The 14,405-nt window shown below is 70.3% G+C and carries 13 protein-coding genes and 1 pseudogene; 8 read left to right on the top strand and 6 right to left on the bottom strand.

Going from position 1 to position 14,405, the window contains the following annotated elements:
• Positions 1-7 precede the first annotated feature (7 nt).
• Positions 8-826 (top strand): polyphosphate kinase 2, encoded by an 819-nt coding sequence (gene ppk2 / locus ABT009_RS35140; RefSeq protein ID WP_351304469.1) that lies wholly within the window; start codon positions 8-10, stop codon positions 824-826.
• Between the two features lie 12 nt (positions 827-838).
• Here the strand turns inward: ppk2 and ABT009_RS35135 are convergent, their stop codons facing one another.
• Positions 839-1,717 carry a universal stress protein gene (locus ABT009_RS35135; protein ID WP_351304573.1) on the bottom strand — a complete coding sequence of 293 codons (879 nt, stop codon included), beginning with the start codon at positions 1,715-1,717 and terminating at the stop codon, positions 839-841.
• Between the two features lie 253 nt (positions 1,718-1,970).
• Here ABT009_RS35135 and ABT009_RS35130 point away from each other — a divergent pair, with 253 nt between their 5' ends.
• Both ABT009_RS35130 and ABT009_RS35125 read left to right on the top strand, forming a co-directional pair.
• Positions 1,971-2,450: a VOC family protein gene (locus tag ABT009_RS35130; RefSeq protein WP_351304466.1), complete on the top strand. Its 480-nt coding sequence runs from the start codon at positions 1,971-1,973 to the stop codon at positions 2,448-2,450.
• A gap of 168 nt (positions 2,451-2,618) precedes the next feature.
• Positions 2,619-3,857 (top strand): FUSC family protein, encoded by a 1,239-nt coding sequence (locus ABT009_RS35125; protein ID WP_351304463.1) that lies wholly within the window; start codon positions 2,619-2,621, stop codon positions 3,855-3,857.
• A 243-nt stretch (positions 3,858-4,100) separates the two neighbouring features.
• Here the strand turns inward: ABT009_RS35125 and ABT009_RS35120 are convergent, their stop codons facing one another.
• Positions 4,101-4,658, bottom strand: a complete 558-nt coding sequence (locus ABT009_RS35120) for a hemerythrin domain-containing protein (protein WP_351304460.1) — start codon at positions 4,656-4,658, stop codon at positions 4,101-4,103.
• Positions 4,659-4,967: 309 nt separating this feature from the next.
• On the opposite strand from ABT009_RS35120, the gene ABT009_RS35115 reads away from it, so the two are divergent.
• On the top strand, positions 4,968-6,197 hold the full coding sequence (locus ABT009_RS35115; protein WP_351304457.1) for a PP2C family protein-serine/threonine phosphatase: 1,230 nt from the start codon (positions 4,968-4,970) through the stop codon (positions 6,195-6,197).
• Positions 6,198-6,257: 60 nt separating this feature from the next.
• Here ABT009_RS35115 and ABT009_RS35110 read toward each other — a convergent pair whose 3' ends face one another.
• The 3 genes from ABT009_RS35110 to ABT009_RS35100 form a co-directional block, all read right to left on the bottom strand.
• Positions 6,258-6,776: a mycothiol transferase gene (locus tag ABT009_RS35110; RefSeq protein ID WP_351304454.1), complete on the bottom strand. Its 519-nt coding sequence runs from the start codon at positions 6,774-6,776 to the stop codon at positions 6,258-6,260.
• 217 nt (positions 6,777-6,993) lie between these two features.
• Entirely contained in the window at positions 6,994-8,100 is a 1,107-nt protein-coding gene (locus tag ABT009_RS35105; RefSeq protein ID WP_351304451.1) for an NAD(P)-dependent alcohol dehydrogenase, read from the bottom strand.
• A gap of 505 nt (positions 8,101-8,605) precedes the next feature.
• The gene (locus tag ABT009_RS35100) at positions 8,606-10,093 is read right to left on the bottom strand and encodes an aldehyde dehydrogenase family protein (protein ID WP_351304448.1); all 1,488 of its coding nucleotides are present in this window, start codon (positions 10,091-10,093) and stop codon (positions 8,606-8,608) included.
• Between the two features lie 206 nt (positions 10,094-10,299).
• Here ABT009_RS35100 and ABT009_RS35095 point away from each other — a divergent pair, with 206 nt between their 5' ends.
• Together ABT009_RS35095 and ABT009_RS35090 are read left to right on the top strand one after the other, a co-directional pair.
• Positions 10,300-10,740: a MarR family winged helix-turn-helix transcriptional regulator gene (locus ABT009_RS35095; RefSeq protein WP_351304570.1), complete on the top strand. Its 441-nt coding sequence runs from the start codon at positions 10,300-10,302 to the stop codon at positions 10,738-10,740.
• A gap of 155 nt (positions 10,741-10,895) precedes the next feature.
• Positions 10,896-11,749, top strand: a pseudogene (locus ABT009_RS35090) (pentapeptide repeat-containing protein).
• A 158-nt stretch (positions 11,750-11,907) separates the two neighbouring features.
• On the opposite strand, the gene ABT009_RS35085 reads toward ABT009_RS35090, so the two are convergent.
• The gene (locus tag ABT009_RS35085; protein ID WP_351304445.1) at positions 11,908-12,315 is read right to left on the bottom strand and encodes a hypothetical protein; all 408 of its coding nucleotides are present in this window, start codon (positions 12,313-12,315) and stop codon (positions 11,908-11,910) included.
• 234 nt (positions 12,316-12,549) lie between these two features.
• Here ABT009_RS35085 and ABT009_RS35080 point away from each other — a divergent pair, with 234 nt between their 5' ends.
• Together ABT009_RS35080 and ABT009_RS35075 are read left to right on the top strand one after the other, a co-directional pair.
• Complete coding sequence (locus ABT009_RS35080; RefSeq protein ID WP_351304442.1) at positions 12,550-13,365, top strand: PP2C family protein-serine/threonine phosphatase; 816 nt, start codon at positions 12,550-12,552, stop codon at positions 13,363-13,365.
• Between the two features lie 4 nt (positions 13,366-13,369).
• Positions 13,370-14,392, top strand: coding sequence for an MASE1 domain-containing protein (locus ABT009_RS35075; protein WP_351304439.1), 1,023 nt, complete (start codon positions 13,370-13,372; stop codon positions 14,390-14,392).
• Positions 14,393-14,405 lie beyond the last annotated feature (13 nt).

The following is a 14,405-nucleotide window of genomic DNA, read 5'->3' as shown; positions in this document are numbered from 1 at the left end:
AGGCGGTATGGCCGGTAACGAGTCACAGGGGCCGACCGCCCTGCCGCGGAAGGTCTACGAGCGCGAGCTGCTGCGCCTTCAGACCGAACTCGTAAAGCTTCAGGAGTGGGTGCGAGCCGAGGGTGCCCGCCTGGTGGTGGTGTTCGAGGGGCGGGACGCAGCGGGCAAGGGTGGCACGATCAAGCGGGTCGCGGACCGCCTCAATCCGCGCGTCGCGCGGATCGTCGCCCTGCCCGTGCCCACCGAGCGCGAACGCAGCCAGTGGTACTTCCAGCGGTATGTCGCGCATCTGCCCGCGGCGGGCGAGATCGCGCTGTTCGACCGCAGCTGGTACAACCGCGCAGGCGTCGAGCACGTCATGGGCTTCTGCACGAAGGAGGAGCACCAGCGGTTCCTCCACCAGTGCCCGATCTTCGAGCGGATGCTGGTCGAGGACGGGATCCTGCTCCGCAAGTACTGGTTCTCGGTGAGCGACGCCGAGCAGGAGAGACGCTTCCGCCAGCGTCTGGAGGACCCGACGAAGCGGTGGAAGCTCTCGCCCATGGACCTGGAGTCGATCCGGCGCTGGGAGGACTACTCCCGCGCCAAGGACGACATGATGGTGCACACCGACATCCCGGAAGCCCCGTGGTTCGTGGTCGAGAGCGACGACAAGCGCCGGGCGCGGATCAACATGATCGCCCACCTGCTCGACTCGGTTCCCTACCACGACGTGCCCTTCCCGGATCTCGAACTGCCGCCCAGGCCGCCGTCCAAGGGCTACGAGCGCCCGCCGCGCAACCTGCAGACATACGTCCCCGATCACGCGGCGAGCCTCACGGACTGAGCGGGCCACGGCTCAGGCCCGCTGCGGTACGACGGCGACGGGGCACGCGGCGTGGTGCAGCACCGAGTACGCGATCCGGCCCAGCTGAAGGCCGAAATGACCATGGCCGGGATGGCGCAGGGCGCCCACGACCAGCAGATCGGCCATGGCGGACGCCTCCCGGAGCACCCTGCGGGCCGTCCCCTCGACGGTCCGCCGGCACAGCCTGACGCCAGGATGGTCCTGCTCGGCCTCCTCCAGGACCTCGTCGAGGATCTCCGCTGCCCGCGTCTCGTGGTAATGCGCCGGGTCGCCGACCATCAGCGGATGGTTCGGGGTCTCGTGCGCCGGGCGCCGCCAGGTCCGTACGGCAATCAGCTCGGCGCCGCGCACCTCGGCCTCCTCGAAGGCGAAGCGCACGGCGGCCATGCCCCGGGGCGGTTCGCCCACGCCGAGCACGACACGCCGGTGCACGGTGTCCGGGTCGTGGCTGCCGCGCAGCACGATCACCGGGCAGTCGGCATGGGCGGCGACCGCCAGGCTCACCGAGCCGAGCACCAGCTCGGTGAGACCGCTGCGGCCCCGCGAGCCCGTGACCAGCACCGAGGCGTTCCGGGCCGCGCGCAGCAGCGCGGTCACCGTGTCCTCGGGCAGGACGGCGGTGGAGATCTTCGCTTCGGGGTTGCGGAGCCGGGCCCGTTCCGCCGCGGCGCAGACGATGTGCTCGGCCATCGCCCGCTCAGACGGGTCGCCCACATCATCGGCGAGCGCTGCGCCCTCGTATCTCTCCCACAGTGACGCGTGCACCACGCGCAGCTGCACCCCGTGCAGCACGGCCTCGTCGGCGGCCCACTCGGCGGCCCGAAAACTCGGCTCGGACCCGTCCACGCCCACGACCACGGGCAGCTCCATGGTTCCCACCGCCTAGACCTCACCGGCCGAAACACCCTTTTGCGGTCCTGGGTGCCCCCGATCGAGCCGATGACACGGGTTCCGGGGCGACACTGGTTCCGGCTGGGGCCGTTTCCAAGATCGGGGAGTTGCGGGCGGTCGCGCAACGGCGGTGGCTCCATACGGGCGAACAGGACGCTGCCCGGGCACCGATGAGTTTTCGGCCCCGGACAGGTCGGTACAGGTGAACACGCTCATCTGCGAGGAGGTACCGATGGCAGCAAAGGGATTCACCACGTGCCTGTGGTTCGACGGGCAGGCGGAGGAAGCGGCGAACCACTACATCTCGATTTTCAAGGACTCCAGGCTGGGGAGGATCGTCCGTTACAACGAGGCAGGTCCGGGTCCCGCCGGCTCGGTCGTGACCGTCGAGTTCGAGGCCAACGGTCAGAAGTTCGTCGCGCTGAACGGCGGGCCGGAGTTCACGTTCAACGAGGCCATCTCGTTCCAGATCTTCTGCGACGACCAGAAGGAGCTCGACTACTACTGGGACAGGCTCTCCGAGGGCGGCCAGGAGGTGGCCTGCGGCTGGCTCAGGGACAAGTACGGCGTGTCCTGGCAGGTCGTCCCCGTCGGCCTCATCGAGATGATCAGCGACCCGGACCCGGAGAAGGCGAAGCGCGCCACCGAGGCGATGCTCTCGATGGTCAGGTTCGACATCGCCGCCCTGGAGAAGGCGTACGCGGGCGAATAGGACGATCCGTACGCCGGCGACCGGGACCGGCCCGTGCGCCCGCGGGCACGATGCGGGCCCGTCGGCTCCGTCCCAGCCCTCGGTCGCTGCCACGCTTCCGCTGCGCCCTGCGGCACCCTGTACCACGTTGGTGGTCTGTGGTGCCGCAGAGCCGGGAAGTGACCAAGGATGCCTCAAGTACGTGGTGCAGCGGTGGCTGCGCCGGTGGCCCAGTTCGTGAAGCGAAGCCGCGAGCCTGTCGTCGTGCAGACGCTGCGTTCCACCGCGGCGGCCACCATCGCCTACGTCGTCGCCCTCCAGCTGAGCAACGAGCCGGCGCCGCTGACTGCTCCGCTCACCGCGCTGCTGGTCGTTCAGGTGACCCTCTACTCCACGCTGACTACCGGCATCCGCCGTGTGAACTCCGTCGTGGTCGGGGTGCTGATCGCCATCGGGTTCAGCGTGCTGGTGGGGCTGACGTGGTGGAGCCTGGGCCTGATCATCCTGGCGTCCCTCACCGTGGGGCACTTCGTCCGCGTAAGCGAGTTCGTGCCCGAGGTGGCGATCAGCGCCATGCTGGTGCTCGGTGTGACCCGGGTGGCCGACACCGCGTGGGACCGGGTGCTGGAGACGCTGATCGGCGCCGCGGTGGGCCTGGCCTTCAACTTTCTGCTGGTGCCGCCCGTGTGGGTCGGTGAGGCGGGCGCCTCGATCGAGGACCTGGCCCGCCGTATGCGCCGGCTGCTGCTGCGCAGCGGCGAGCAGCTGACCTCCCCCACGCCGCCCGAGCAGGCCGCCGACCGGCTGCACGAGGCGCGCAGGCTCGACCACGACATCGCCGAGGTCGACGCGGCTCTGCGGCAGGCCGAGGACAGCCTGCGGCTCAACCCGCGGGTCAAGGAGGGCCTGCTGCACCGCGTCGTACTGCGCACAGGGCTCGACACACTGGAGATCTGCACGGTCGTGCTGCGGGTCCTGGCGCGCACCCTCACCGATCTCGCCAAGGTGCGGACCGACGAGCCGCTCCTCCCGCGGGACGTCGGCGTGGCCCTCCAGGAGCTGCTGGGGCATGTCGCCGATGCCGTGGTCAGTTTCGCGGTGCTCGTGACCACTCAGGTCAGCGAGAACGCGGAGGCGGCAGAGGCCCGGCTCGCCGGCGAACTGGCGGCGGCGAACGCAAGCCGCGACAAACTGGCACTCGTGCTGCTGGAAGGCGTGCAGCAGGACCCCCGCAACTGGCACCTCCACGGTGCGCTGCTCACCGAGGTCAACCGCATCCTCGACGAGCTGGACATGGAGCACCGCTCCAAGCGCCTGCTGGAGGAGCTCGACCGCAACGCACGCGAGCAGCGGGAGCGCTATCCGAGGCTGGCCCGTATCCGCCAACGGCTCGGGTGTGACCGGTCGCCGCAGGGCGGCAGGTCGTGACAGCCAGGGCGGCAGGTCCTGACACCCAGGGCGGCAGGTCGTAACACCCCTTGTGCGCGCCACGGCTGTGAATTCCGTCGTGACGCCACGGCCGTGAGTTCCGTGGGGCCGTCACGGCCGTGAGTTCCGTCGGGCCGTCACGGCCGTGACCGCCCTGGGCACGCCTCTGCCCGGCTCGTGGGCCGCCACCCACAGCCGGGCAGATTCTCCCGTTCCGAGAGCGCTCTCAGGACGCCTGCAGAACTACTTGCCGCGGCCGGTCAGCGTGTCACGCAGCCGGTCGACGAGCCCGACACCGGGTGCCAGCAGCTTGTTGAGGGGCGGCTTGTCGGGAGCGGACGGATGCGGACGGGTGGGCGCAGTCTTCTTGGCCTGCCTCACCTTGTCCCCGAGTTCGTTCAGCGTCTCGGTGGAACACGACTCGCGCAGACGTGGGAAGAGGTTCTCCTCCTCGTCCGTGATGTGCTCCCGGATCTCCGTGATCAGCTGGGTGATCAGCGTGTCGAACTGCGGATCGTCGGCCTCGAGGCCCTCCAGGTCCTTCATCGTGCGCTCGGCCCGGGCATGGTCCTGCAGCTCCTTGTCCGCGATCTCGCCACCGCCCGGGACGTGCTCGCGCACGGCCGGATAGAGATATGCCTCCTCCGCCACCGAGTGCCGGACCAATTCGATGGTCGCCCGGTCGGCGTGCTTTTTCCGCATTCCGTCCCCGGACGGCAGTCCCTCGATGTTGACGAAGATCTCCTCGACTTCCTCATGGTCGGCGATCAATTCGGCGATTACGTCTCCGCCGTGTCCCATTTCGCTGCTCCCTCTGTGCGTTCCGGGGCCTCCCCCTCCCCTACGAAGACCCGTCCGGACGACAGTGAAACCCGTCGGCGCGAGAACCTCGTGTTCCGGGCTCCGTTGACACCGTGGCTACGCCCCATCGGACCAGGGACGATGGGCCGCCCGGCCGCACGGGTGACGCTCCGGACGGGCAGGAGGAATCGATGCCGGAGAAATCGGAAAGGGCGCTGGTATTGCCACGGGAATGGCCGGACAGGACCTCCTGTCTATTCTAGGAGTTCCGGGAGATCCGGAACGGGCATCGGTTCAGGCGGGCAGATCATGAGAGAGTCCGGTATCGACTACGAGGGCGTATTCCAGGCGCTTCCCAGTGCCGTGCTGCTGCTCGATCCGGACCTGGTCATCGCTGAAGCGAATCCGGCGTACGAGCGCGTGTCCGGACGTCCGCGCGACCGGCTGGTCGGCCGCCATGTGTTCGATATGTTCCCCGACAATCCCGCTGATCCCGCCGCCTCCGGAACGCGCAACCTCCGGGCGTCCCTGCAACGGGTGGCGGCCACCGGGGAGCGCGACAGCATGGCGCTGCAGCGTTGGGACGTGCAGGTACCCGACCGGCCGGGCGTGTTCGAGGAGCGCTACTGGAGCACGGTCAACACTCCCGTTCTGGATCAGGACGGGAAGGTGGTGCTGATCGTCCACCGGGTCGAAGAGGTCACCGAGCTCGTGCGCGCCCGCGGGCAGGGGGGCGGCGGAGACCGCCAGAGACTGATGGAAGCCGACCTGTTCACCCGCGCCGGGGAGCTGCAGGAGGTCAACGAGCGGCTGCGCGAGGCGCACGAGCGGGAACGCGGGGTGGCCCTCGCACTGCAGAGGGCGATGCTGCCGCCGCCCAAGCAGATCAGGCGCCATGGTGCGGCGGTGCGCTACCGGCCCGCCGTCGGAGCGCTGAACGTGTGCGGCGACTGGTACGACCTCGTCGATCTCGAAGAGGGCCGCATCGCTGTCACCGTCGGCGACGTCGTTGGTCACGGTCTGGAGGCGGCCTGCGTCATGGGACAGCTGCGCAGCGCGTTGTGCGCGGCTGTGCCGGTCGCGGACGGGCCGGCGGAGGCCCTGGACGCACTGGGTCTGTACGCGAGGTCGGTGGAGGGCGCCGAGTCCACCACGGCGGTCCTGGCCGCGATCGACCGCAAAGCCGGGACCATCACCTACAGCAGCGCCGGTCACCCTCCGCCCGCCGTCCTGGACCCCGGCGGTGCCGTGCGGTTCCTCGACGCGGCCACCGACCCTCCGCTCGGTGCGCGCCTCGAGCATCTGCCCCGGCCGCAGGCCCGCACGCACTACGCCGACGGCTCCGTCCTCGTCCTGTACACCGACGGCCTCGTCGAGCGACGCGGCGAGGACATCTACACGGGTCTGGGCCGGCTCGCCGACTGCCTCACGAGGCACCGGACCCTGGGCGCCGAGGAACTGGCCGACGCCCTCCTGACCGATCTGCTCCCGTGCAGCGGGAACACCGACGACACGGCTCTGGTCATACTGCGCCTGTGACGACGCAGGCACTCACGCGCCCCGTTGGCCAGTCCTCTGGTCAGTTGGTCAGTCCTCCGGTCAGTCCTCCTGACGGCGCTCCAGCACGCCGCGGACGAAAGCCGCCTGGCCCGCGTGCTGGAGGTCGTCCTCGATGACGCTGACCAGGCGGACGCCGAGGGTGACCGCAGGAGTCCAGCTCTCGTCCACGACACGGTCGAGGTCACCGTCCTCGAGGCCGTTCAGGAAGTCGAGGGTCTGCTCGTGCACCGCGTTGTAGTACCCGAGCAGCATGTCGCCCGACTCGACCGCCATCTTCCCGACCTGCCGGCTGCTGTGGCCGTACCCGGTCGCCCGCTTCGCGTAGGGCAGTTCGAATCGACCGGCCCAGTCCTGGGAGATCCATACCTGCTCGAGGCCGGCGACGTCGGAGATGTGATCGTCCTGCACCCGGGTCAGATGCCACACCAGCCAGGCGATCGAATTTGCCCCGGGATCGATGCGGGCGGTCAGCTCCTCGGGCGAGAGCCCTTCGACGGCGGCGTGCACCGCCTCCTGGATGCGGCCGTAGCCGTCGCGCAACACATCCGTACTGTTCACGTCCTGCCCCTTGCCCATTGCGGCTTGCCGTCGGCACTGGCCCCGGCCGGGCCGCGCCTGCTGTTCCACAATGGGGCAGCTGCTGCCCCCTGTGCCGAGAGCGACACGTCCGCGGCGGCCGGCGGTTTGCGACGCGAGGGCCGGCGGTTGCGACGCGAGAGCCGCCGCGGCGTGTGACGCCGCGGCGGCCCGTGGTCCCGAGTCTTCCGGCGTGGGTTCAGAACTTCAGGACCGGCTTGATCGCCTCGCCGGAGACCACGTCGCCCACCGCCTGCTGGATCTCCTCGAACTTGTAGTGCTTGACCAGCCGGTCGACCGGCATGCGTCCCGAGGCCACGAGCTCGACCAGGACCGGGATGAGCGCCTCCGTCTCGCTGTCGCCGAGGGTCAGACCGACGACCTGGCGGCCCGGCAGCATGAAGTTGACGTCGACCGGCACGGTCGAGCCGAAGGCCGGCGCTCCGACCAGGACCGCCGTTCCGCGTGCGGCGAGGGCGCCGATCGCGGCGCCGGCCACCTGGATGTTGCCGGTCGTCTCCACCACGCCGTCGGCGCCGTGGCCGCCGGTGATCTCGGCGACGGTCTCGGCCAGGTCGTCGCTGGTGGTGTCGATGGTGTGGGTCGCGCCGAGCTCACGCGCCAGCTCGAGGCGGGCGGGAACGCGATCGACGGCGATGATGCGGGTGGCGGGAGTCAGCCGGGCCGCCATGACCGCGGACAGTCCGACGGCTCCGGCGCCGGTGACGACGAGGGTCGCGCCGGGACGGGGCTTCAGTACGTTCCACACGGCGCCCGCACCGGTCTGCACACCGCAGCCGAGCGGCGCCATGAGCTCCAGTGGCACGTCGGCCGGGACCTTGACCAGGCTCCGCTCGTCGACCAGCGCGTGGCGGGCGAAGGACGACTGGCCGAAGAAGTGACCGCCGATGGCCTCGCCGCCACGGGTCACGGTGGCCGAGCCGTCCGCACGGGCGCCGCCCAGCAGGTTCAGCGGCAGCCACGCGTCGCAGTACGCGGGGTGTCCGTCGCGGCAGTTGGCACACCGTCCGCAGGAGGTGAAGGACAGCAGGACGTGGTCACCGGGCTTGACGCGGCTCACGGCGGAGCCGACGGCCTCCACGACACCCGCGCCCTCGTGCCCCAGCACGCCGGGCAGCGGGAAGGGCAGCGCGCCCCCGGCGACGCCGAGGTCCGTGTGGCAGACGCCGGCGGCGACCATGCGTACGAGGACCTCGTCCGCGCGGGGCTCGGCGAGTTCGACCTCGGAGAGGGAGAAACCGGCGCCTGGCGACTCGACGACAGCCGCGGCAGTGGTGGTGGTCATGTGCAAGCTCCTTGCGGACAGCGCAGATTGGGTGGCGAAGCGGCCCGATCAGGGGACTTATCGGGACTATCGGGGACCAGGGACTATCGGGGACCGAGGAAGGCCGATCGATCGAGTGGGATGGGGCCTCGCAGGGGAGGGACAAGGCCCCATCGAGTGGGGAGGCCCTCGCCGGGGAGGAGCGAGGGGCGAGCGAGCCGGATCAGGGCCCTCGCCCGGCAGGGGCGAGGGCGGGCCTGTCGCTCGGTGGTCCGGCCAGGGGGGTGGGCCGGCCGGGCCGCGGGCTGACCGGGTGGTGAACCGGCCGAGCGGTGGATGGTGCGGACAGGTGAGTGGTGCGGACAGGTGAGTGGTGCGGCGGGTGGCTCGTGCGGGCGGATGGTTCGTACGGGCGGGCAGCGGGGGCCGGGGGAACCCCGTCGAGTCGGCGAGCAGCCGGGCGAGTGAAGGCCGTCAGGCCAACGAGCCGATCGCCTCGCCGCCGCCACGGGCCGGAGAGCGCCCGTCAGGCCAGCGAGATCACCACGGACTTGACCTTGGTGTACGCCTCCAGGGCCTCCGGGCCGTACTCCCGTCCGAAACCGGACTGCTTGACGCCGCCGAAAGGGATCGCCGGGTCGAGCATCGCCCAGTCGTTGACCCAGACGATGCCCGCCTGCAGCCGGGCCGCCACGCGGTGAGCGCGGGCCACGTCCTTCGTCTGCAGGCCGGACGCCAGGCCGTACGGCGTGCTGTTGGCCATGGCCACGGCCTCGTCCTCGGTGTCGAAGGACTGCACGGTCAGGACCGGGCCGAAGATCTCCTCCTGCACGGCGCGCGAGTCGTTGCCGAGGTCGGCGATGACGGTCGGCTGGAAGTAGTAGCCACCACCGAGGTCGAGGCGCTCGCCGCCGGCGACGATGCGGCCGCCGTCCTCCTTGGCGATGCGGACGTACTCCTCGACCTTGGCGAGGTGCCGCTCCCCCGCCATCGGTCCGACGACGGTCGCGGGGTCGAAGGGGTCGCCCACGGGCACCCCCGGGACGGCTCCGGAGAGCGCTCCCACCACGGCGTCGTACAGGGAGCTGTGCACCAGCAGGCGCGGGCCGCCCATACAGAACTGGCCGGTGTTGAAGATGAAGCCCTTGATGGCGGCGCCGATCGCCTTCTCCAGGTCGGCGTCCTCGAAGACGATGTGCGCGGCGTTGCCGCCGAGCTCCATGGTGACGGGCTTGAGGGCCTCGCCGGCGACGGCGGCCGCGTGGCGGCCGATCTTCGTCGAGCCGGTGAAGGCGAGCTTGTCGATGCCGGGGTGGCGCAGCAGCGCCTCACCCACGACGGAGCCGCTGCCGGTGACGACGTTCAGCACGCCGTTCGGGACTCCGGCCTCGGTCAGGATCTCCGCCATCAGCAGGGCGCTGAGCGGGGTCTCCTCGGCGGGCTTGTGGACTACGGTGTTGCCGGCGGCCAGCGCGGGGGCGATCTTCGAACTGCTGAGGATCAGCGGGAAGTTGAACGGGGTGATCGCGCCGACGACGCCGAGCGGCTCACGGCGGGTGTAGGCGTGCGCGGGGATCGGGATCTGCCGGGTGGAGCCCTCGATGCTCTGCGCCAGGGCCGCGCAGTACTCGTACTCCTCGGCGGCGGTCGCCACGTCGACCACGCGGCACAGCGACACCGGCTTGCCGACGTTCGCGCTCTCGGTGGCCACGAGCTCGTCAGCGCGGCGGCGGATGATGTCGCCCGCGCGGTTCAGGATGCGGGCCCGCTCGCGGCCCGGCAGCTGCGCCCAGCCGCTCTCGTCGAACGCCTTGCGCGCGGCCGCGACGGCGGCGTCGAGGTCGGAGGCGTCCGCCTCCGCCACAGTCGTGAGCACCTGGCCCGTGGACGGATCGATCACGTCCCGGCGCCCCTTGGCCTCCGCTTCTCGCCACTCGCCGTCGATGAAAAGCCTGCCCGGTTCGATGTGCGGCCTGCGCACAGCGGAGACGTTCTGCTCCTCGGAAAGGGACATGGCCCGCTCGCCTTCCCGGCACGGCGGCTCGCCGCACCGCACAGATGGTGGCCGCACCACTGCGACCAACAGGTTTCCTGATGATTACGCCCCATGGCGTCGATGGCAAGAGCCTGGGCATAATCAGGAAACCTGAATGTCGAGGACGGCGGAGGAGCCACGTGGCGCGCACAGCCAGCAGGAGCGGCGACGGAGGAGCGACAGGCATCGCGGAGATCCCGCAGCCGACCCTGCTGTACACGATCAAGCAGGTCGAGCTCGTGACGCGCTCCCACCTGGACGAACTGGTCAAGCCGGCCGGCATCACCGCGCTGCAGTACACCGCTCTCACGGTGCTCCGCCGCCGCGACGGAATGAGCTCCGCGCAGCTGGCCCGCAACTCCTTCGTCACCGCGCAGTCCATGGCGGACATGGTCACGGCCCTGGAACGGCGCGGCCTGATCACCCGCCGCCGCAACCCGGACAACCGGCGGGTGCTGCTCCTCAGCCTCACCGAGGCGGGCCGGGACCTGCTCGACACGTACGAGGAAGCGGTGACGGAGCTCGAGGAGCGGATGGTCTCCGGCCTCACCCCCACTCAGCGACGGAACCTGGCGGACTACCTCAACAGCGTCCGCGCGGCGCTGTCGGAGGTTCCGCCGCACTGAACCGCAGACTGTGAGCCTGCCTGCTGCGAAAGTCAGTTCTGTGACGCGCATCCGTCGGGAACAATGGCGGCTCGCCCCCAGAACGACGAGAAACGGCGGAGACGGCGGGATGCACCCGACAAGCGGTCCTCACCAGCGGCAGGAGGTCACGCACGTTGTCCCCGAAGCGCGATAACCCGTCGGCCGGCGAAGCCGGCCTGGGCAGTCCCGATCTCCGGGCGGACTGCACACGCTGCTTCGGGCTCTGCTGCGTTGCGCTGCCGTTCGCCGCGTCGGCCGACTTCGCCGTCGACAAGGACGCCGGGCAACCATGTGCGAACCTCCGGCCGGACTTCCGCTGCGGCATCCACGACCGGCTCCGCGACAAGGGCTTCGCCGGGTGCACGGTCTTCGACTGCTCGGCGCCGGACAGAAGGTCAGTCAGATCACCTTCGGCGGCCGTGACTGGCGGCAGGCTCCCGAAACCGCACGGCAGATGTTCGACGTGTTCCCGGTCATGCGGCAGCTCCATGAACTGCTTCGGTACGTCACCGAAGCCCTCGGCCTGGCTCCCGCCCGTGCCCTCCACAAGGACCTCCGGCGCGCGCGAGAAACCCTCGACCGTCTGACTCGCGGCAGCGCCGAATCACTCGCCGCACTCGACGTGGCGGCGGTCCGTCACGACGTCAACGCTCTGCTGCTGGGCGCCAGCGAGTCGGTGCGCGCGAACATCCCAGGAGGCAGGAAGAACCACCGAGGAGCCGACCTCGTCGGCGCCTGGCTGGACGGAGCCGACCTGCGGGGCGCCAGCCTCCGGGGCGCCTGCCTCATAGCGGCCGACCTCAGCCGCGCCGATATGCGCACGGCCGACCTCATCGGCGCGGACCTCCGAGGCGCCGAGTTGAGCGGCGCCGACCTCACCGGAAGCATCTTCCTCACCCAGCCGCAGGTGAATGCGGCGAAGGGCGACGCCGAGACCCTGCTCCCGGCGACGGTCACGCGCCCCGCACACTGGGGGCACCACCGCTGACGGGCGAGGCCTCGCCACCGCCCGCGGGGCCGCCACGGTCCGGCTGCTGCGGACCGGAAGCTCCGCCGGAGCGGCTGATGTGGGCCGGAGCGGAGCGGCTGATGTGGGCGGGACGGTCGTCGACCCGGCCCGTACGTCCTCGTCCCGCTGCGACCCGGCTACTTCGTCGTCAGCCGCAGTTGATTCTCGGTTTCCTGGTCGCCGGAGACCTTGCCGACCACCTCGACGGCGAACACGGCGCCCAAGGCGTCGCGCAGCCGGTCGACCGCGTGGTAGCCGCCCTGGATGTTCGCGATGACCGGACCCGTCAGCTGCGCAGGTTCGGCCACGGCGCCCAGCTTGCCCGCGGACCCCGGCTCGCACACGTCGAACGTCGCGTTCCACACGGTCGGGCGGGTCGCGTGGGCCTCGTGCGGCACCTCATTGGGCCGGCGGTCGCATGCGAAGGACGTGCGCAGGGCGGAGAAGACGGTGTGGGCGTCCTGCGCCGAGCATTCGCTGAGCTCCACCGTGACCTCTGGTTCATGCGCCTGGACCTCTGGTTCATGCGCCTGAGTGCTGTTCACCCTCGGTTCGCTCCTCTCCTCACAGCGCTCTGCCCCCTCTACAGCCTCACCCTTCGGCGCCGTGGCGGCGACCGGAGCCGGCACGAGGGCCATGGCACCTGGGTACCCCGCACGCCTGCCGTAAGCACGCTCTCCGGCTCGCCGAACGGTCACCAGAATCAGCCAGCAAAAGTCTCCCGCAACAGCGGTAACGTGATATATGGCTCAACTCCGACAACACCGGAGTGTTATGCCATGCCTCGACGTCGTACCGCTCCGTCCAGCAGCGCCGAAGAGCGATTGCGCACGCTCGGTCAGCTCACCGGCCAGATACTCGAGCGGATCAAGTTGCAGCAGGCCCGGGTGGAACTCGCGGCCGCGCTGCAGCGTCAGTGCCTCCCCACCGAGATACCGCGACTGCCCGGTCTGCAGGTCGCGGGACGGTACGCACCCGCCAGGGACGGTCTGGACATCGGCGGCGACTGGTACGACGTCTTCCCCATGTCGGACGGCTCGATCGGGTTCGCGATCGGAGACGTACAGGGCCACGATGTCGAGGCAGCGGCCTACATGGGGCAGGTACGCACGTGTCTGCGCGCCGTCGCGGTGGCCACCACGGACCCGGCGGAGATTCTGGGCCGCACCAACGACCTGCTGGTCTCCATGGGCTCCGACCTCTTCGTGACCTGCTTGTTCGCCCGTTTCGCCCCGGCGACCGGCGAGCTGACGGCTTCCCGCGCCGGACACATTCCCGCGGTCTGGGCATCGTGCGACGGCCAATGCGACGTCATCATGGCCGACGGCGGCCTGCCCCTGGGCATCATGCCCGATGAGAAGTACCCGTCGACCCGCCGCGTGCTGACGGGCAAGGGAGCCTTCGTCCTGCTCACGGACGGCGTGGTGGAAGGCCCGGACTACGAGATCGAGCAAGGGCTCGACCGGGTGGCCGCACTAGTGCGTGACTCGTGCGGCGCCGACCCCGACGCCCTGGCCGCGGAAGTGATCAAAGTCGCCGATCTCACCGGCCACAGCGACGACGCCGCCGTTCTCGTTCTCACCTACGACACGTAAGGACATGACCGCCGTGGCGAGCAGCAGCCAGCGGTTCCGGCACCACGCCGCCGTGGGCCTGCGCATCATTGCCGTCGCGGCGGTCTACTACGCGGCCGCCAGGATCGGACTCATGCAGCAGCTGGTCCGCGGGCAGATCACACCGCTCTGGCCGCCGACCGGTGTCGCCCTGGTGAGTCTCCTGCTGTGGGGCACTCGGGTGTGGCCGGGGATCGCTCTCGGTGCGTTCCTGGTGAACGTGTCGCTCGGTCCTTCGATTCTTCCGGTCGTCGCGATCGCGGTCGGCAACACGCTGGCCCCGGTCTGCGCGTATCTGCTCCTCAGACGGGCGGGTTTCCGCATCGAGCTCGACCGGCTGCGGGACGCGCTCGCCCTGGTCTTCCTGGGCGCGCTGGGCGGAATGCTGATCAGTGCGACCCTCGGAGCCGGGGTACTGGTGCTCTCCGGCGCCCTGAGCGCCGACGGGTTCTGGCCCGCCTGGTCGGTGTGGTGGACGGGCGATGCGATGGGCGTGCTGGTCATCGCACCGCTCCTGCTCGCCATCCGGACCTGGCGGTGGCCACGCGGCGTTCCCGTCCCCCGGTGGGCCGAGGCGGTGGCCCTGCTGGCCGGCACCGCGGCCGTCACCGCCGTGGCCACCCAGAGCACGCTCGGCCTGCTCTTCCTCGTGTTCCCGTTCGTGATCTGGGCGGCGTTCCGCTTCCAGCTGGCCGGCGCCGCTCCCTGCGTACTGATCATCTCGGTCATCGCGATCGACGCGGGCGCGAATGGGTCCGGCCCGTTCTCCGGTCACGACCTCCTCGCCAAAATGGTCACCCTGCAGGCCCTCAACGGGACCGTGGCCCTGACGGCCCTGCTGCTCGCAGCCACGATCACCGAGCGGGACCACACCCGCCGGGAGATCGAGCAGGTCTGCCGTCGGCTGTCCGATGCGCTCGCCCGCCTCACTCCGGCCGAGAAGGCCGAGGAATGGCCGCCCATCCGGTCGCCGAAGAAGCCTGACCAGGACGCGCGACCCGGGAACTGAGGCGCCTCCCAGA

It is taken from the genome of Streptomyces sp. NPDC002896, from assembly GCF_040295225.1.
Taxonomy (GTDB): Bacteria; Actinomycetota; Actinomycetes; order Streptomycetales; family Streptomycetaceae; genus Streptomyces.
This window is presented reverse-complemented; position numbering and strand designations above follow the sequence as displayed.